The organism is Streptomyces sp. NPDC051133, assembly GCF_040682635.1.
Classification (GTDB): Bacteria; Actinomycetota; Actinomycetes; order Streptomycetales; family Streptomycetaceae; genus Streptomyces.
In genome coordinates this window covers 133,432-150,015 of the sequence record NZ_JBFBBK010000021.1, presented here as the reverse complement: position 1 = coordinate 150,015, position 16,584 = coordinate 133,432, and the positions used below count along the sequence as shown (strand labels likewise).

At 67.9% G+C, this 16,584-nt stretch carries 14 protein-coding genes and 2 pseudogenes; 8 read left to right on the top strand and 8 right to left on the bottom strand.

Annotated features, from left to right (window positions below; translation table 11 throughout):
• Nucleotides 1–286: 286 nt before the first annotated feature.
• Nucleotides 287–913: a helix-turn-helix domain-containing protein gene (locus tag AB0N17_RS22750; protein WP_366013241.1), complete on the bottom strand. Its 627-nt coding sequence runs from the start codon at nucleotides 911–913 to the stop codon at nucleotides 287–289.
• 70 nt (nucleotides 914–983) lie between these two features.
• Here AB0N17_RS22750 and AB0N17_RS22745 point away from each other — a divergent pair, with 70 nt between their 5' ends.
• Nucleotides 984–1,454 carry a hypothetical protein gene (locus AB0N17_RS22745; protein WP_366013240.1) on the top strand — a complete coding sequence of 157 codons (471 nt, stop codon included), beginning with the start codon at nucleotides 984–986 and terminating at the stop codon, nucleotides 1,452–1,454.
• Here AB0N17_RS22745 and AB0N17_RS22740 read toward each other — a convergent pair.
• Nucleotides 1,390–1,905: an EF-hand domain-containing protein gene (locus AB0N17_RS22740; protein WP_366013239.1), complete on the bottom strand. Its 516-nt coding sequence runs from the start codon at nucleotides 1,903–1,905 to the stop codon at nucleotides 1,390–1,392. The two genes, AB0N17_RS22745 and AB0N17_RS22740, sit on opposite strands and share 65 nt — an antisense overlap.
• 206 nt (nucleotides 1,906–2,111) lie before the next feature.
• On the opposite strand from AB0N17_RS22740, the gene AB0N17_RS22735 reads away from it, so the two are divergent.
• Both AB0N17_RS22735 and AB0N17_RS22730 read left to right on the top strand, forming a co-directional pair.
• Nucleotides 2,112–3,617, top strand: coding sequence for a hypothetical protein (locus AB0N17_RS22735; protein WP_366013238.1), 1,506 nt, complete (start codon nucleotides 2,112–2,114; stop codon nucleotides 3,615–3,617).
• A gap of 470 nt (nucleotides 3,618–4,087) precedes the next feature.
• A pseudogene (locus AB0N17_RS22730) lies at nucleotides 4,088–5,343 on the top strand (IS256 family transposase).
• A 240-nt stretch (nucleotides 5,344–5,583) separates the two neighbouring features.
• On the opposite strand, the gene AB0N17_RS22725 reads toward AB0N17_RS22730, so the two are convergent.
• The gene (locus AB0N17_RS22725) at nucleotides 5,584–6,267 is read right to left on the bottom strand and encodes a TetR/AcrR family transcriptional regulator (protein ID WP_366013237.1); all 684 of its coding nucleotides are present in this window, start codon (nucleotides 6,265–6,267) and stop codon (nucleotides 5,584–5,586) included.
• A gap of 150 nt (nucleotides 6,268–6,417) precedes the next feature.
• On the opposite strand from AB0N17_RS22725, the gene AB0N17_RS22720 reads away from it, so the two are divergent.
• Both AB0N17_RS22720 and AB0N17_RS22715 read left to right on the top strand, forming a co-directional pair.
• Nucleotides 6,418–7,773, top strand: a complete 1,356-nt coding sequence (locus AB0N17_RS22720; protein WP_366013236.1) for a serine hydrolase domain-containing protein — start codon at nucleotides 6,418–6,420, stop codon at nucleotides 7,771–7,773.
• A 224-nt stretch (nucleotides 7,774–7,997) separates the two neighbouring features.
• On the top strand, nucleotides 7,998–8,696 hold the full coding sequence (locus AB0N17_RS22715; RefSeq protein ID WP_366013235.1) for an SDR family oxidoreductase: 699 nt from the start codon (nucleotides 7,998–8,000) through the stop codon (nucleotides 8,694–8,696).
• A 147-nt stretch (nucleotides 8,697–8,843) separates the two neighbouring features.
• Here the strand turns inward: AB0N17_RS22715 and AB0N17_RS22710 are convergent.
• Nucleotides 8,844–10,039: pseudogene (locus AB0N17_RS22710) on the bottom strand (FAD-dependent monooxygenase).
• Between the two features lie 72 nt (nucleotides 10,040–10,111).
• Here AB0N17_RS22710 and AB0N17_RS22705 point away from each other — a divergent pair.
• Together AB0N17_RS22705 and AB0N17_RS22700 are read left to right on the top strand one after the other, a co-directional pair.
• Entirely contained in the window at nucleotides 10,112–10,495 is a 384-nt protein-coding gene (locus AB0N17_RS22705; protein ID WP_366013234.1) for a hypothetical protein, read from the top strand.
• Between the two features lie 89 nt (nucleotides 10,496–10,584).
• Nucleotides 10,585–11,019: a hypothetical protein gene (locus tag AB0N17_RS22700; protein ID WP_366013233.1), complete on the top strand. Its 435-nt coding sequence runs from the start codon at nucleotides 10,585–10,587 to the stop codon at nucleotides 11,017–11,019.
• 1,331 nt (nucleotides 11,020–12,350) lie between these two features.
• Here the strand turns inward: AB0N17_RS22700 and AB0N17_RS22695 are convergent.
• Nucleotides 12,351–13,121, bottom strand: a complete 771-nt coding sequence (locus AB0N17_RS22695) for a methyltransferase domain-containing protein (RefSeq protein WP_366013231.1) — start codon at nucleotides 13,119–13,121, stop codon at nucleotides 12,351–12,353.
• Nucleotides 13,122–13,149: 28 nt separating this feature from the next.
• Here AB0N17_RS22695 and AB0N17_RS22690 point away from each other — a divergent pair, with 28 nt between their 5' ends.
• Nucleotides 13,150–13,599, top strand: a complete 450-nt coding sequence (locus AB0N17_RS22690; protein ID WP_366013248.1) for a MerR family transcriptional regulator — start codon at nucleotides 13,150–13,152, stop codon at nucleotides 13,597–13,599.
• Nucleotides 13,600–13,671: 72 nt separating this feature from the next.
• Here the strand turns inward: AB0N17_RS22690 and AB0N17_RS22685 are convergent, their stop codons facing one another.
• The 3 genes from AB0N17_RS22685 to AB0N17_RS22675 form a co-directional block, all read right to left on the bottom strand.
• The gene (locus AB0N17_RS22685; RefSeq protein WP_366013229.1) at nucleotides 13,672–14,418 is read right to left on the bottom strand and encodes a hypothetical protein; all 747 of its coding nucleotides are present in this window, start codon (nucleotides 14,416–14,418) and stop codon (nucleotides 13,672–13,674) included.
• Between the two features lie 221 nt (nucleotides 14,419–14,639).
• Entirely contained in the window at nucleotides 14,640–15,509 is an 870-nt protein-coding gene (locus AB0N17_RS22680; RefSeq protein WP_366013228.1) for an NAD(P)H-binding protein, read from the bottom strand.
• Nucleotides 15,510–15,603: 94 nt separating this feature from the next.
• Nucleotides 15,604–16,524, bottom strand: a complete 921-nt coding sequence (locus tag AB0N17_RS22675) for a universal stress protein (protein ID WP_366013227.1) — start codon at nucleotides 16,522–16,524, stop codon at nucleotides 15,604–15,606.
• Nucleotides 16,525–16,584 lie beyond the last annotated feature (60 nt).

The following is a 16,584-nucleotide window of genomic DNA, read 5'->3' as shown; positions in this document are numbered from 1 at the left end:
GCCACCCGCCACTGTCGGCGGGCAGACCCTTGCAGGGGATTCGCTCGCTCCGGAGGCTTCCGGCTCGCAGCGACGACAGCCATGATTAGCGGCCGCCCGCAGCGGACGCAATGATGTGACCTACTACCCACTTACGGAGAAATGTCCAGAATGCTCCGCGAGGGGGCCATCCGCTGCGCTTCCAGGGGGTCCAGGGGTACGGCCCTCTTTAGGATGTGATCCCGCTCGCATGGCCGACGTCACGCCTCCCACCTCCTTCCGCAGTCCCGTGAACGCCTCCAGGTCATCAGGAAGCATCAGCATCGAGATCGATGAGGGAGGACACGTCGGATGCCAGGGCGCGGGCGGCATCGGCGAAGTACTGCTCGTCGGCGTCGTCGGCGAGGCCGAGGATGACGCCTTGGCTGAGGCCGACGAACAGCGCCCGGAATGCGGTGACCAGGCGTTGCGCCTGGTGTGACGTCACGACGCCTGCGTTGTGCGAGCGCCCGGTGAACAACTCGATCAGGTGGTTCTCCTGCGTACGGATGGACGTGGAGAGCTGGGACGCGAGGTCCGGGTCGTGCAGGGCCATATCCAGCAGGGTGATCTGGAGCGACAGCCCGGCCCGCGCGTCGGCGGCGTCGCAACTGCGTCGGTAGTACCGGGCAAAGGCGTCCACCGCTTCGAGGAGATCCAGACCGGCGGGAACCGCCTGCTCGATCTCTTCGTAGTGCGGCCGCAGGTGGTCGGCGACCAAGGCGACCACCAGGCCGTTCTTGCTCCCGAACAGTGAGTAGATGGCGCCGGTGGTCAGATCGGCGCGCTCGGCGATCTCCTCCAGCTTGGCCCGGTACCCGTCTCGGGAGACGACCAGGAAGGCAGCGTCCAGCAAGGCGCGACGGTTGCGCTCCCTGGCCTCCGCTCTCGTCATTCTCATAATTCGATTATTGCCGTAATCTAATTATGAAACCAGTACCGACGAGCTTCAAGGGGGAGCGCTCATGGCCCAGGATGTGGTGTCGCCAGGGACACGCCAGTCGGTGGGGATCATCGCCGATGGCGTCTTCAAGGTGTTGCTCGCCGGTGTCTGCGCAGTCGGCGCCGCGCCGCTCGGCCACCGGCTCGGCGTGCCGCCCTGGCTGATGGCGCTCTCCGGCCTGGCGCTGCTGGTCGGTGGCGGGACCGAGATCCGCCTGGTGCGCAGCCGACCGATGCGCACATACCTGCGGCTCATGGTTGCTTACGACAGCGGCTGGCTACTGACGGCGCTTGCCGGTCTCCTGATGGCGTGGCAGGGCAGCGGCGCTGGTGGGTGGGTGTGGATGGGGTACCAGACGGCGGCCCCTCTCGTGCTCACCGCATTGCTGGTAGCCGCCAGCCCCTCGCGGAAAGCCTCGCGCCCTCACGCTAAAGCTGGTTGCCCGGCTCGGCCGGGTCGTCGCTGGTCCAGAACTGGATCCACAGTTCGGTGAACTCGGAGCGGCTCAGGTAGCCGTCCCCGTCCCGGCCGAGGTGATCGAAGACGTCGGCGACGTCGATGCTCTCGCCGTGCCACGTGTCGACCAACCGCTGATGCTCAGCAGGGGAGATCCGTCCGTCACCGTTCTCATCGACGGCGTCGAAAACGGTTTCGGCAGTCGCAGCCACGACGTCGCGCATCGTCGGCAGCCGGTCCACCATGGCGAGGACCTCGTCCAGATCGACCCCGCCGTCCTCGTTCATGTCCACCTGGGCCGCGAGGTGGTCCCACCAGCCCCGCATGAGCGTGTCCACCCGTGCGGCCAGTTCGGATCCCGGTCCCACGTGGGGCAGGACCTTCCAGCGGTCCGCGAGGGCCTGGAAGTCGCGCCGGTCGAGGTAGCCGTTGTCGTCGGCATCGAACCGCGCGAAACATGTTGACGAGCTTGTCGCGCTGGAACTCACTTGCCACGGTTGGCCCTTTCAACGGCTCGCGGGGACCGTCCGTTGAGCCGCCCGCTGAGCCATTCCCTCCTCCTGAGCTGCGCTCGCGCCGCGCCTCGCACCATGAGACGATCGGAAGTGTCTGCGGCAGGCACATCGCGATCACTCTCCCACGGGCTCGTCACTGGCCCCGCGCCGGAACGGCCCCGACGCGAAGGACGATCGTCATGCCGAACGACACCGATCCCGAAGGCGTGATCCGCGCCCTCGACAAAGTGGGCATCGACTTCAGCATCCCGAAACCCGCCCTCGTCGACTTCCTGCGGAACGCCGAGTTCACGCCGTACCCGGCGATGTCCGCGGCCCTGCTCGCGCTGCTCGACGGCAACATGCTGAAACGCCCCGTCTTCCTCGACGTCATCGTGTTCAACTACGAGCATTCGCCGGGCGATCCCTCGCCTCGCCGCATCGAGGACGTCAACACCGGCCTCCTGGAGGCTTCGGTCCTCGAAGGCTTCAACGACCGCTACCCCCAGCAGGAGACGGCCTTCTCGGGGCTGCTGAAGCCGCTGGACGTACCGCAGCCCCCGGTGCAGCCGGCCCAGACGCCCTCCTTGGTCGTCGAGGGCTCCTCGGGCGTCCAGGGCGACGTCACGCTCGTCGACACGGACAACCCCCGGGTCGAGATCACGACCCACCTGATCAAGGTGAACTCCGAGGCGGCGCAGGCGATGGTGGCGCAGGAGCTGCACCGGGAGAACAACGGCTGGCGGTTCACCAACGGCGATGTCCACCTCTCCGTCAGCAACGGCGAGGCAGACGTAGGCCCGCGCCCCGTCCGGGCCGGGTCCCTCAGCGACGACGCACTCGCCTGGCCCACCGTGGACGGAACGTTCAGCGGCGACACCGGGGCGGAGGTCAGGCTGCAGTCCCGCATCCGCGTCGGCTACCGCCCCGTCGACGTCAAGCTGCTCGTCGAGAGCCGCAAGGGCTTCGCCGCCAACGTGGCCGCCCGGGGCCGCATCGCGCTCGACCCGCAGGTGCTCCTCGTCCCCGTCGAGGTCGCGCGCTTCTTCTCCGACCAGTTTCCCGTCTCGAACATCTCGATGACCGGCCAGATGGCGCTGTGGGACCAAGTGCCCGTGCTCAACGCCACCACGAACTTCCGGAGCCTCGACGGCGGCACCGGCGAGCTGAACTTCGCCGAGCGTCAATGGGACGTGTGGCCCACGCTCAACAATGAGCACCTCTACACACACCTCGGCTGGATATCACCCGACGGCATCTGGGGGCGCGCGAAGGTCCGGTTCCGGCTGGTCAACTACATCGACATCAAGACCGACAACGTGCACGCCGCTCCGGTGTCCGGAGACGGACTGACCGACAGGCGCCTGCGAGAGAACAACGACGCCCTGACCGGCCACCCGCAGCACATCGCCGACAAACCCGTCCTCAAAGTGATCTTCATGGAGCGGATCGCCCCGCCGGACTCGGACCACATCGGCCAGGCCCTGATCGGCAGCGGCTCCATCGGCATAGCCGCCGGCACGACCGCGGACAAGGACGCGAACATCGCCCATGAGATCGGCCATCTGATCACAGGCTCGCAGGCGCACAGCGACCTGCCGAACAACGTGATGAACAGCCCGGGCCCGGGCATCCAGATCACCGACGACCAGGCACAGAAGGCGCGATCGTGGGCGGCACAGTTCGCCGGCTTCTGGGCGCATTAGATTCGTCGTCACATGTCACGCCCACAGCAGGGCTGCGGGGGTGACGGCTGCACCGCGTCTGGACGGGGCCGGGCAGCAGCCGTTCGTTCTGAAGCCGCCGCGTGAGCGGCCGAGCGCCTCACCTCCTGCTCCACCTCCGCCAGGAGGGCGATCAGTTCCGCCCGGATCCGAGCGTTCCTGAGATCCGGCAGATCGTGCCAGTGCACGCTGGTCGGATCCGATACGGCACTCCGGTGCATCGGCCACAGCGTCGGTTGTTCACCGGCAGGAGCGGCTCAAGTCGCTCCCACTGGGCGTCGGTCCGATCACCCCTATGTCCCACAGTCCTGTCAACGACTCAACTGGGAGCAATGCTCAGGACTTGTGGATCGGCGCCCCGGGAGCGCACGAAGGGCGTACCTTCCCGGGTGATTGATCGACCAGTCACCGAGTAGACCCGCGTTCGCGGCGCGGGTTGGGAAGGCACGCCCATGCTCAGCGTAGTGACCGCCAACGGCTCGACCGAGACCGGCTCCCTGATCGACGAGATCGTCCGCGAAGGCGCCCGGCACCGCGGATGCTCGCCGCCGCCCTGGAGGCCGAAGTCAACCAGCACATATCCGAGTTGGCCGCGGAGACCGACGAGCGTGGCCGCCGTCTGGTGGTCCGCAATGGCCGCCACCGGTCCCGCACCGTGGCCACCGCGGCCGGGCCGATCGAGGTCACCGCGCCCCGGGTCAACGACCGGCGCGTGGACGAGGCCACCGGCGAGCGGATGCGGTTCTCCTCCAATGTCTTGGCGCCGTGGTACCGCAAGTCGCCCGCGGTCAGCGAGGTGCTGCCGCTTCTCTACCTGCACGGGCTGTCCAGCGGCGACTTCGTGCCCGCACTCGAGCAGTTCCTCGGCTCCTCGGCCGGGCTGTCGCCGGCCACCGTGACCCGGCTGATCAAGCAGTGGAGCGACGACCACGCCGCTTTCCAGGAGCGCGACCTCGCGGACAGCGACTTCGTCTACGTGTGGGCCGACGGGGTGCACCCCAAGGTCCGCCTTGGCCAGGCCCACTCCTGCGTCCTGGTCCTGCTCGGAGTGCGCCTGGACGGCACCAAGGAGCTGATCGCCCTGGCCGAGGGGCTGCGCGAGTCCACCGAGTCGTGGGCCGATCTGCTGCGCGACCGCCGCCGCCGCGGCATGCGCGACCCCGAACTCGTCGTCGGCGACGGCGCGATGGGCCTGTGGAAGGCCCTGGCCGAGCTGTTCCCCGCCGCCCGGCATCAGCGCTGTTGGGTCCACAAAGCCCGAAATGTCACGAACGCCCTGCCGAAGTCCGCACAGCCGGGCGCGACGGAGGCGATGCAGGAGATCTACAACGCCGAGGACCGTGCCCACGCCGAGTAGGCGATCGATGCATTCGCGAAGACTTACGGCGCCAAGTTCCCCAAAGCCGGCGCGAAGATCGCCGACGACCAGGAGGAACTGCTGGCCTTCTATGACTTCCCGGCCGAGCACTGGATCCACTTGCGGACCACGAATCCCATCGAGTCGACCTTCTCCACCGTCAAGCTTCGCACCAAGGTCACCCGCGGCGCCGGCAGCCCGGCCGCCGCGCTCGCCATGGTGTTCAAGCTCGTCGAGTCCGCCCGGTCCCGCTGGCGCGCGATCACCGGGGCCCAGCTCGTCGCCCTCGTCCGCGCGGGAGCGAGGTTCGAGCACGGCGTCCTGGTCCAGCGTCAGGAGCAAGCCGCATGAGACCCTACGACGCCCGCAGGAAGAGCCGGCCGAGCACCTGCGTCTCGTTGCCCACCTTCGCGAGTTCGTGCAGGTCACCGGCGGCTGAGGAGACGGCTCTGGTCAAGAAGGTCCTGACCGATCCAGATCAGACCATGGCCCAGTCCGCTGTGCTGCGGCACCTGGACCACAGGGCCACCGCCCTCCGCCTCGCCTTTGAACCCGTGGGCCGAGGGCCCCTTGCTCGAAATCGCGTGATGGTCACCGAGTAGGCCCACGTTGCAGCACCTCCAGCCCATCGAGGATGGCCTGAAGGCCGATTTGGAAAGTGTTGTCGGGCGCCGCGCCGTAGTCGGCGCTGTGGGTGTCGAGGCGGGCGCGCAGCCGAGGGAATTGTGCGGCGATCTCGCGAGCCTCGGCCTGGGCCTCGCCGATGGCCTGTTCGGCGTCACCGCTGCCTTCGCGCCGCAGTTTGCGGGTGAGTGAGGCTGTCGCGGCTGGGCCGAGGGCGTTGCCGAGGACGAAGGTGAACACGGCGGCCGCGGCCTGGTCGGCTGCGGGGCCGGCGAATCCCGCGGCTTCGTAGATGGCGAGGAGGTGGTCGTCGTGGCGGGCCTTGCCGGGGCCGAACATGAGGAGGGAGCCAAAGGCCTGCAGCAGCCACGGGTGGCGGGTGAGCATCGCGTACAGGTCGCTGGCCATCATGGTGGCCGCCGTGCGCCAGCCGACCCCGTCGGGGTCTGGCAGCACGATTTCGTGCCATAGCTGGTCGCCGGCGAGGGCGATGAGGTTGTCCTTGCTGCCCACGTGCCAGTAGACCGCGGTGGCCGCCGAGCCCAGCCGCTGGCCCAGTGCCCGCATGCTCAGGCCCTCCAGCCCTTCGGCGTCCAGCAGGGTGATGGCGGCAGTGAGGATCTGTTGGCGGGTCAGTGTGTTGCGGGGCATGGATTCACGATAACCCTCGACTTGCACGCCGTTCAAGAAACTTCTTGCACAGTGTTCAAGTCGTTCGCTAGCCTCCACTTGAACACAGTGCAAGTCGCCGCGACGCCCGAGGCGCCGTGCGAGAACCGCACCGATCGAGGGGGAATCGAGATGTCTTACGATGCGCTGGCGGAGTTCATCGAGGAGAAGGCCAAGGAGCTCGGCATCCCGGGTGCTGCGGTGGGAGTCGGGGTGGACGGACGGGAACTGACCGTCTGCCACGGCGTGACGAACATCGACAACCCGCTGCCCGTCGACCGGGACACACTCTTCGTGCTGGGCTCGGTCACCAAGACCTACACGGCGACCGCGATCATGCACCTGGTCGAGCAGGGCCGGGTCGAGCTGGAGGCGCCAGTGCGCCGCTACGTTCCCGAACTCCGGCTCCCCGATGAGGACGCGGCCGCGCAAATCACCATCCTGAACCTGCTCAACCACACCGCCGGGCTGGACACCCGGATGGTCTTCGACAGCGGAGACGGAGACGACGCGCTGGCCCGCGAAGTGACCAACATGGCCGAGGTGGCGCTGATCGGCCCAGTCGGCGGCCGCGCCTCCTACAGCCAGCTCGGCTACAACCTGCTCGGCCGGGTCGTCGAGAACGTCACCGGCGAGACCTACGAGGCCGCTGTCGCCTCACTCGTCCTGGAACAGGCCGGCATGACCGACAGCGTCTTCACCGCCGAACAGGCCCTCACCCGCCGGTTCGCTGTGGGCCACAACCTCAGCGAAGGGGCGCTCAAGGTCGCCCGGACTTGGAAGGACACGCGCGGCAACAACCCGGGCGGCGGCCTGGTGTCCTCGGTCTCCGACCAGTTGCGCTGGGCCCGGTTCCACCTCGGCGGCGGTGACCTGGCGAGGCGCATGCAGGAGCCGACGGTGGAGCTGCACGGCTCCACGCTCGGCCACGCCATCGGCCTCGGCTGGTTCCTGCGCGACGTGGACGGAGTGCGCACCGTCGGGCACGGCGGATCGACCAACGGACAGTTCGCCAACCTGCTGCTGGTCCCGGAGCGGGACTTCGCCGTCGTGGCGGCATCCAACGCCGGGCCCGACAACGGCCTGGAGTTCAACCAGGCCGTGCTCCGCTGGGCGCTCGAACACTACCTTGGCGTGGTCGAGCGCGACCCCGACCCGCTCCCGCACGACCCGCAACGCGCCCAGGAGATCACCGGGCACTACGAGAATGAATTCATGACGCTGATCATCGACACCGACGGCGACACGATGACGGTTGAATGCCGGATCAAGCCGGAGATCCGCGCGGCGGCCGACAGGGAGCTGCCGGCGGACCTGCCGCCGGCCGGCCTCGGCCTGCTCCCCGGGAGCGGCGACGAGTACATCGTCACCGGCGGCGGCCTGATCGGCCAGCGCGGTTTCCTCACCCGCAATGCCGACGGCGCCGTCATCGGAGCCGACATGGCCGGACGGTTCTTCAACCGGGTCTCCTCGACACCCTCCGAGTGACACCTTGGGAACCCCCGGAGAGCACCGCAGGCGAGGCTGGCACACCTTCGCCCAGGTCCACAACATTTGACAATTACTCCTCAACTGATCGGCAGGGCACTGCCTGACTCCTGATCCACAGTCAGGAGCGGAGCCGTCGGAGAAGGCCGGGAGCGAGCGTCGAAGATCGCTGGGTAGAGTGCAGGCGCTCTGCCCCGATGCCCCGTCGCCGAGGAGGCCGTCCCATGGAACCCGTCACGCTGATCACCGGTGGCTCGACCGGAATCGGCGCCGCCACCGCCCGCACCCTGCTCGAGCAGGGCCACCGCGTAGCCGTCACCGGACGCGACGCGGGCAAGCTGGCCGCCTTCGCCACCACCGCGAGGGCGGGCGAGCGGCTGCTGACGATCACCGGCGACGCCGGCGACGCGGATGATGTCGCCGCCGCTGTCCGCCACGTGCTGGACACCTGGGGTCAGCTGGACAACGTCATAGCCAACGCTGGTTTCTCCCTGCCCGGCAACCTGGAGACCCACGCCCCTGAGGACATGCGCGCCATGATCCTCACCAACGTCCTGGGCCCCGCCCTGCTGATCCAGGAGACACTGCCCCACCTGAGGACCTCCCAGGGCCGGATCGTGATCATCGGCTCGGTCGCCGGCGTCCGCCACACCCCCGGCAACCTCTACTCCGTCACCAAGTGGGCCGCCCACGCCCTCGCCGAGAACACCCGCCTCCTGGTCGGCCAAGACGGAGTCGGCGTCACCGTTGTCGCCCCCGGCGTCGTGGACACCCCCTTCTGGCACGCCCGTGGCGGCACCCCCGAGGCAGCCGCCACGATGACCGCCGAGCAGATCGCGGACACCATTGTGTTCGCCGTCAACCAGCCCGCGGGCGTGGACATCAACCACATCACGGTGCGGCCGACGGGGCAGGTTGGCTGAGGTAGAGCTCCCAAGGGCCGTACGGGGAGGCGCCTTCGGCTCCGCCGAGCATGGTGTGGCGCGGGCCGGGGGCGGTTTCGGGTGCCATCACGCCTCCTTCGAGAAGAAGTGGCAGCTTGGCGACTTATGTGATCGACCGGGCAACCCCTAGTCCTGCGGCGCACCGAACCACTGGGCGGCCGCCTGCTCGAATGTGACGCGATGCGGGGCGGCCTCGCTCGCCCAGGCGATGACGCCGTCGGGCCGAATCAGCGCGGCCCCCAGCCCGAGGTCGTTGCGCGCCGGGCCGGCCGCGTAGGAGACCCGGCTTTACCACCCCTTGGCCGCGACCTGCAGCGCACGGTCGGCGCTGAAGTCGAGCGCGACTCCCCGCCCGTGGCGCAGCAGCTCACCGGGGCGGGTGCCGTCTCGAAGCGGAAGTCCGGGGCGCTGCAGCCGATGAGCGGTTCTTCGCTGCCCAGGTCGTAGCGGTTGAACAGCCCGGACGTCTCTCGGTGCACGTGCGTCGTTCCGTCGGTGGTGCGCATCAGGTCGTGGACGAGTTGACGCAGTGCGGGGGCGTTGGGGCCCGGCTCCATGGTCGCGACCTGGGCGCGGGAACAGTCGAGCACGGCGGCGCCGACGGGGTGCCGCTCGGTGGTGTAGGCGTCGAGCAGGCCCTCGGGTGCCCAGCCGCGCACGGTGGCGGCGAGCTTCCAGCCGAGGTTGACGGCGTCACCGATGCCGAGGTTGAGACCCTGACCGCCCAGGGGCGAGTGAATGTGTGCCGCGTCGCCGGCGAGCAGCACCCTGCCCTCGCGATACGTCGTGGTCTGCATCGCGCGGTCGGTGAAGCTGGACGCGAGATGGACCTCGCTCAGCGTCACGTCGGTGCCGCTGATGCGGCGCAGAGCGGTCTGGAGGTGTTCGGGGGTCAGCGGCCGGGAGCGGTCGAAGGCGCCGCCGTCGAAGTCCATCATGCCCAGGTGCCCTTCGAAGGGCGTGCGCAGATACATGCCCTTCGGCGTCAGGTTGAACCCGAGCGGCAGCTGCTCGGGGTCGGCGAAGGTGACCTTGGCGACGTAACCGGTGAACAGCGGCTCGGTGCCCACGAATTCGAAGCCGACGAGCTGACGTACGGCGCTACGCCCGCCGTCGCAGCCCACCAGCCAGTACCCCTGGTACTCCTGGCCGCCTGCCGTGACCAGGACGGATTCGGCGTCCTGCGCCACAGCCGTGACGAGAGCGTTCCGGATCATCTCGACTCCGAGCGCGGTGGCCCGCTCGTACAGTACCGATCCGACCGCTTCCAGGCTCGTCGTTTCGATGGTGGCACATTTGGTACAGCGATCCAAAAGTTGCATTGGCTGCCGCCCATCAACTGTCTCTCGCCTCGCTGTTACTCTCTGCAGATCACATGACTCAGGGGGAAGTCCGTGCTCACGTCGGTTGCCACGGAGTGGCTGTGGCTGTTGGCCATCACAGCACTCGTGATCCACTGCTCCGCCATGGCGAAATGGGTACCGATCCAGAGAGTTTGGACGACGTACCCCTTCATCTGGGTGGTCTGTGGCACCGGAGCGGTGTCCTACGGCGAATGGCGCGGGTTCGCCCTGGAGAACATGCTCCTGTTGTGCTCGTTCGCGCTCATCGGACTGACGATCGGCATGTACCCGACTCGCAAGCTGTTCGCGGAGTGGGCGCACGAAATCAACCAGGGTGTGACACGCGAGCGGTACGACTACCCGCGCTCACACCTCGCGTTCTGCGGCGTGTCCGTGCTCTTCATGTCGGCCGCAGCGATTCTGCTGACCCGGTGACAGATCCCATGCCGCGAAACGGTCGGGCGCCTGCTCGAGAACTCTTCCGGCGAGGACGTAACGCCCGGCAAGGCAGGGTCCGTCGAGTCGTGCGGCATCTCGGCGCCATGCATCTGAGTGGTGTGATCTTGCTGTGCAGCTTCTTGATACCTCCGGCCTGGGCTCTCGATGCTTACGGCGCGGCACCGGCGAGCGATCCTTCAGCAGATGTACCCCCCTTTGCGATCTTCGCCGCAATGTTGCTCGCCTGCGTTGGCTTCCATGTGCTCGTGCAGATTCCGTCCGGGCTTCTGGGTTCCTGGCTGGGCCGTAAGCACAGCGGCTTGATCAGCTATGCGTTGGCGCTGGTTGCTGCGGGCGTGCTGACAGCGCTGGCTCTGCGGATGGCCCTGCACGTGGGGGATGTCTCCGTGTGGGCCGACTTCATGGTGCGCGGCTCGGTCGGGCTGGCGGGTTACACGTGGGTGAGTCAGCGCCGGGGGCGGTTCGAATGTGGCGGGCATTCGGTGGCTCGCCGTCCGTGATCCCTTTCGCGACAGCTGTCAACTGGACCGGTTACCCGTCAGCCAGCGCTCTGCCCGGGACTGTTTGTCAGGGTCGTCGGACGCCTGGGCTTCTTGCAGCAGACGGGCCTTGAGCGGAGCGGGGAGGGCATCCACGTCTCGTCTCTGCCGAGGACGGCTCTTCCAGCCCACGAGATGACGTACCGCTCCTGCGTAGTGGCGCCCATCGGCTCTCGGGTCCTGCAGTCCAGCGATGATCTCCGTGATGGGCACATGCTTGAGGAGCAGCCCTGGCACCTGTTCATGGACAGGGAACCCCGAGCACCGGCCGCTGCCGGCGCCACACCATGCCAAGAGGAGCAGTACTCGGCTCACAGAGTCAGGTACTGCCCGGCGTAGCCGCTCCTGCGCTTCGATCAGTAGGTCTGGCGAGGGGAGCGTGCCCGTCCGGGAGAGGGCGAGCATCGCCCGCGAAAGCGTCTCCAGTGCCGGTGGCACGGCCGCGATCCAGGCTGCTTCCTCCACACCTCCTTGGTCGCGTCGAGACCGCGCCTCATCGGCATGTCGTTTGGGGCCAGAAAGGCCGTGCTCGTCCAGCCACGACAGGAGCGTCCCGCCATCGGCAAGTACTGCATCGCTGTCCCAGCCTTCCCAGCGAAGTGCCGATCCGTGGTGGAGGACCGCGACCGTGAGGTGCCCACCGTGTTGATCAAGGAACTCGAAGCGGACATCCCCCCAGCACATGCACACGAAGCCGGGCAGTGACTCCACCGCCATGGCCGCACGCAGACGATCACGCTCGTCGGCACAGGACAGGTCCACGACGACCCCGTGCCCCTCGGAGGGGACGACCTCTGCCACTCGGACGCGAGAGGCGTACTGAAGGAGGGCATCCAGTCCGGACGCATCCCGTTCGGACGGCTCTTCAGGCACGATCGCCGCCTCTCCGCTCGTCTGCCGCCTGACACCCTGTCGAAAAGGCCCGCCTTACGGGGCCGCCGCAGCACGCTCGATCCAACCGGAGCCGGCGATCGGCAGGCAAGCTGTTTGCCGTTGCCGTTGCCGTTGTCGTGCGCGCCGGCAGCCCCACTCCTCAAGCGGGCAGCGATCCTGGGCGGTCGGTGCGGGCGGACTCACTGTGGTGACGCGATGACGGCTTCATCTCAAGGGCCGGTGTCAGCTCGCCTGGACCGGTTGCGGCAGTGGGCCGCCCCGGCGGCGCAGGAGTCAGGAGGACGTCCCCGAACCCCAGCTTGCCGGCGAATCCCGAATCGGCCATGGCTGCCCGACAGGTGTGGTCACCGACCCTCGCCGAAGAGGCCATCTCCGCAACTCCGGCCTCCACCCGCTTCCTAGACGGAGGCGGCGGCCACGAAGAACGGAATGGCGACGAGGAAGCGGTCGGCCTCGGCACGTCGGCGCTGATCGTCGATCCACCCGTCGGCCTGGTCGCGGTCGACGGCGCCGCTCGCGCCGGCCTGCTCGGCGAGCCTGGTGAGCAGCGAGAGCATCGCGGGGTCGGTGAACACGCTGGTGTGCACCTCGACGGTGACGTCGTCGAAGCCGCCGTCCAGGAGCAGATTGCGGTACTGGCGGCCGGCGCGGGGCGTGCCCAGGAGGTCGGCGCGGGCGCGCACGATCGTGCGGGTGAGCGCCGCGTCATCCGAGTCGATCATGATGGCGTCCCAGTCCTGTCCGACCAGGACGATCCTGCCTCCCGGGCAGAGGACGCGCCGCGCTTCCGCCACCGCGCGCCCTGGCTGCTGAAGCAGGTGGAAGACCTTGTCGGCGCGGTAGCCGCGCGCGCTTCCGTCGGCGAACGGCAGATCCTCCGCTCCCGCTTCCCGGAAATCGGCCGCCGGCCACCGTTCCCGGGCCGCGGCCAGCATCCATGGATCGGGATCCACACCCACCGCGTGGACACCGCGTTCGGTCAGCTCGGCGACGGCACGTCCGGCACCGCAGCCGACGTCCACGACAGTCGAGTCAGGGACGAGGGACAGCAGTTCGTAGGAGCGGGCCCGCAGCCCGATGGCGCTCGGCATCTGGTCCGCCGCGTCGAGGACGGCCAGCAGGGCCTCTGTGTCGCGGTGTTCTCCCACCGCATCCTGATTCTTGGACATGGATGCCAGGCTGCGCCTTAATGTCGGCATGAAGTCAAGCGGAGACAGCGGCGCAAGCGCGATGAGCATCGGCGCTCTCGCGGCTCGGTTCGGCCTGGCCACGCATGTCCTGCGGCACTGGGAGTCGATGGGCCTGCTGCACCCCGTCCGAGACGCGGGCGGACGCCGCCGTTACGGTGCGGACGACCTCACCCGCGTGGCGACGATCCTGATGTTCAAGCAGGCCGGCCTCGGCCTGGACACCATCAGGAGCCTGTCCGACACCGTCGACCGCGCTGACCGGCACGTGATCCTCCGTGCCGAGGCAGAGGCGCTCCGGTCGCGAATTGCGGCGGCGCGGGCCTCTTTGGAATTCATCGAGGGCGGCCTGAGCTGCGAGTACGAGGACGTCACCAAGTGCCCGAACTACTGGCGGCTCATCGCCGAGCAGGTCGGCAGGGCAGCCGCTGGGCGGACACCCCCTGACACGGCGGCTTGAGCAACCTGGCGGTCTCGCCCGCTACGGCATCAGGTCAGTCGCCGCGCGGCCTCGGCAGCGATCCACTCCACACTAGTAACCGCTGACGCAGATCGGCCGGAATCCCCTGCCGAACAGTTCGCTGACGGTCTGCTGATGCTGATCAGACGTCAGGTTATGGCGTGCCTCCACCGCCGGCCCGTCCTGCTGCACCCAAATGGATGCAAACCGAGGCTCACTGCCATAACCACTCACACAGATCGGCCGGAAACCCTTACCGAACAGATCACTCACCGTCTGCTGATGCTGATCAGACGTCAAATTATGCCTAGCCTCCACCGCCGGCCCGTCCTGCTGCACCCAGATAGACGCAAACCGAGGCTCACTGCCATAACCACTCACACAGATCGGCCGGAAACCCTTACCGAACAGATCACTCACCGTCTGCTGATGCTGATCAGATGTCAGGTTATGGCGTGCCTCCACCGCCGGCCCGTCCTGCTGCACCCAGATAGACGCAAACCGAGGCTCACTGCCATATCCACTCACACAGATCGGCCGGAATCCTCTACCGAATAGTTCACTGACGGTCTGCTGATGTTGATCAGAGGTCAGATTGTGCCGAGCCTCCACCGCCGGCCCGTCCTGCTGCACCCAAATGGACGCAAACCGAGGCTCACTGCCGTAACCGCTGACCCAGATGGGGCGGAATCCCCTACCGAACAGATCACTGACCGTCTGTTGATGCTGATCAGAGGTCAGATTGTGTCGAGCTTCCACCGCCGGCCCGCCTTGCTGAACCCAGACCGAGGCAAACCTGGCAGCACCTGCCTGCGCCATCTTGGAAACTCCTTCCGCAACCAGACTTCTCCGATGCTTCATCATTCACAGAGCGCCTGCCTGGAACTCCGCGTACACGATGTTAGTTACAGCAGCTCTCGAATTTCGGCAGCTTGGCGGTGAAGGACTCGGTGTCGCCGATGGCCATTCCTTCGAACGGGCTGTAGCACCTCTCGGCGTCGATGGGATTACCGGAGTCGGCGGGAGAACGGTTACTCCCTCTACAACTGGGGACGGAGCACGTCGTAGGCCCAGGCCGCCAGAGTGGTGGGCGTGGTGGTGTGCGGGGTACGCGGCTGTTCCGGGACGAAGCCGTCTCGCAGACCGGTCGACATCCCGATGACGGCTTCGACCAGGCCGTCGGTCATGCCGGATGCGCGCAGCTGGTTCCGCATCGCGTCGTCGTCCACCCGCTCGACGCGCAGCGGACGACCGGTGGCCGCCGACACGATCGCGGCCACCTGGGGCCAGGTGAGGTCGGCCGGGCCGTGGACGGCCCGGACACAGCGTCCGGACCATGTGGTCGACAGCAGCCGTGTCACGGCCACCTCCGCGATGTCGCGCGGCGCGACCCAGGGCAGAGGCTGGTCCAAGGGCCAGATCACGGGGATCACGCCGTTGCGTACGGCATCGAGCTGAAGCTCCAGGTTGGTGTAGAAGTAGCCGCAGCGCAGGTGCGTGACGGTGGCGCCGAGGGTGTCGAGGGCGAGCTCGGTGCCGGCGAGGCCGTCGATCTCTCCGGCTCCGTGGCGCTTTTCGGCGCCGACGCTGCTCTGGAAGACCGTCCGCTCGACACCGTTCGTCTTGACCGCGCTCACCAGGCTTGCCGTGGCCAACTCGTAGTCGGCGAGCGGATCTTCACCCACGGATGGGGGATCCACCCAGAACAGGGCGTCGACCCCGGCGGTGGCGGCGACGACGGCCTCGGTGTCACGCTGGTCCACCGCGACCGCATCGACCTCATGGCGCACGTGCGGGGCGAGCCGGCCTGGATCTCGTACCAGCACGCGTGGACGGACTCCGGCCCGTAGAAGCATGGCGACGACGTGGCGACCGACGTTCCCGGTGGGTGTCGTGACTGCGATACGCATGGCTAGGTGTCCTTTCAGCGGTTTCCAGCACGACGCTAGATACCAATTCGGACACCTGATGTCCCCCTTTTCGGATTTTCGGACCGCGGACGTGTCAGTGTGCGGGCAGGTCGTTGTGCGCCACCACCGCGACGGGGGCGGCGATGTGGTGGAGGGCCGCGTGGGTGACATGGCCGATGTGGGCGCCGAACGTACCGGTGCAGATGCGGCGGCCCACGACCACGAGAGAGGCATCGCGGGAATCGTTGACGAGGACCTGTGCGGCATTGCCGCACCGGCTCGCCTCGAACACCTCGACGTCCGGGAACTTCTGCCGCCAGGGGCGCAGCGCCTTGTTCAGGAGGGTGGCCTGACCGCGCTCCAGCTCGTCGTAGAGTTCGGCGTCACCGGCGAAGCGGTAGAAGGACGTCGGCGGCTCGGGCCAGGCGTGGACGGCACGCAGAGGGGCTCTGCGGACCGCGGCGGCGTCGAAGGCGAACTCCAGCAAGGTGTCGTCCGCGTGGTCGAGGTCGAGGCCCAGCACCACGGGCCGGAAGGGCGCCGCGGCGGACGGCACGCCCACCGGGTCCATCTTGTGCTCGTCAGCGGCCTGCTCTCCCGCACGCACCAGCACCACGGGCCGCTCGGCACGGGCCACCACGGCCAGGCTGACCGAGCCGACCATGAACCCTTCGAGACCGCCGCGGCCTCGTGAACCCAGCACCAGCAGCTCCGCGAAGCCCGCGGCCTCGCACAGGACGTCGGCCGCGGTCCCCGTGAGCTGCTCGGTGATCACCTCGATGCCCGGGTGGCGAAGCCGGATGCCCTCCGCGGTCTCGCGTGTCAACTCCTCCGCCCAGTGCCGGTACGTCTCGGGATCCAGCAGTGGAGTCCGGGCAACGAACCTGGGCGTCGGCTCCGAGACGTACACGACCTTGAGGCGCAGGCCACGCAGCATCGCTTCGCGCGCAGCCCACTCGGCCGCGGCCCGGCTCTCGGGCGAGTCCTCGACACCTACGGTGATGGTTCCGGACATGGTCTCGCCTCCGGAGTGAGGGGTCCGGCAGGGGTCCGGTACCAGCGTGGAGGCGCGGCG

What these genes read in the sequence shown, in the direction of transcription:
- AB0N17_RS22695 (WP_366013231.1), bottom strand. Translation starts at nt 13,121, where the DNA reads ATGTCCAAGAATCAGGATGCGGTGGGAGAACACCGCGACACAGAGGCC.
- AB0N17_RS22685 (WP_366013229.1), bottom strand. Translation starts at nt 14,418, where the DNA reads ATGGCGCAGGCAGGTGCTGCCAGGTTTGCCTCGGTCTGGGTTCAGCAA.
- AB0N17_RS22725 (WP_366013237.1), bottom strand. Translation starts at nt 6,267, where the DNA reads ATGCCCCGCAACACACTGACCCGCCAACAGATCCTCACTGCCGCCATC.
- AB0N17_RS22690 (WP_366013248.1), top strand. Translation starts at nt 13,150, where the DNA reads ATGAAGTCAAGCGGAGACAGCGGCGCAAGCGCGATGAGCATCGGCGCT.
- AB0N17_RS22735 (WP_366013238.1), top strand. Translation starts at nt 2,112, where the DNA reads ATGCCGAACGACACCGATCCCGAAGGCGTGATCCGCGCCCTCGACAAA.
- AB0N17_RS22715 (WP_366013235.1), top strand. Translation starts at nt 7,998, where the DNA reads ATGGAACCCGTCACGCTGATCACCGGTGGCTCGACCGGAATCGGCGCC.
- AB0N17_RS22720 (WP_366013236.1), top strand. Translation starts at nt 6,418, where the DNA reads ATGTCTTACGATGCGCTGGCGGAGTTCATCGAGGAGAAGGCCAAGGAG.
- AB0N17_RS22675 (WP_366013227.1), bottom strand. Translation starts at nt 16,524, where the DNA reads ATGTCCGGAACCATCACCGTAGGTGTCGAGGACTCGCCCGAGAGCCGG.
- AB0N17_RS22680 (WP_366013228.1), bottom strand. Translation starts at nt 15,509, where the DNA reads ATGCGTATCGCAGTCACGACACCCACCGGGAACGTCGGTCGCCACGTC.
- AB0N17_RS22745 (WP_366013240.1), top strand. Translation starts at nt 984, where the DNA reads ATGGCCCAGGATGTGGTGTCGCCAGGGACACGCCAGTCGGTGGGGATC.
- AB0N17_RS22750 (WP_366013241.1), bottom strand. Translation starts at nt 913, where the DNA reads ATGACGAGAGCGGAGGCCAGGGAGCGCAACCGTCGCGCCTTGCTGGAC.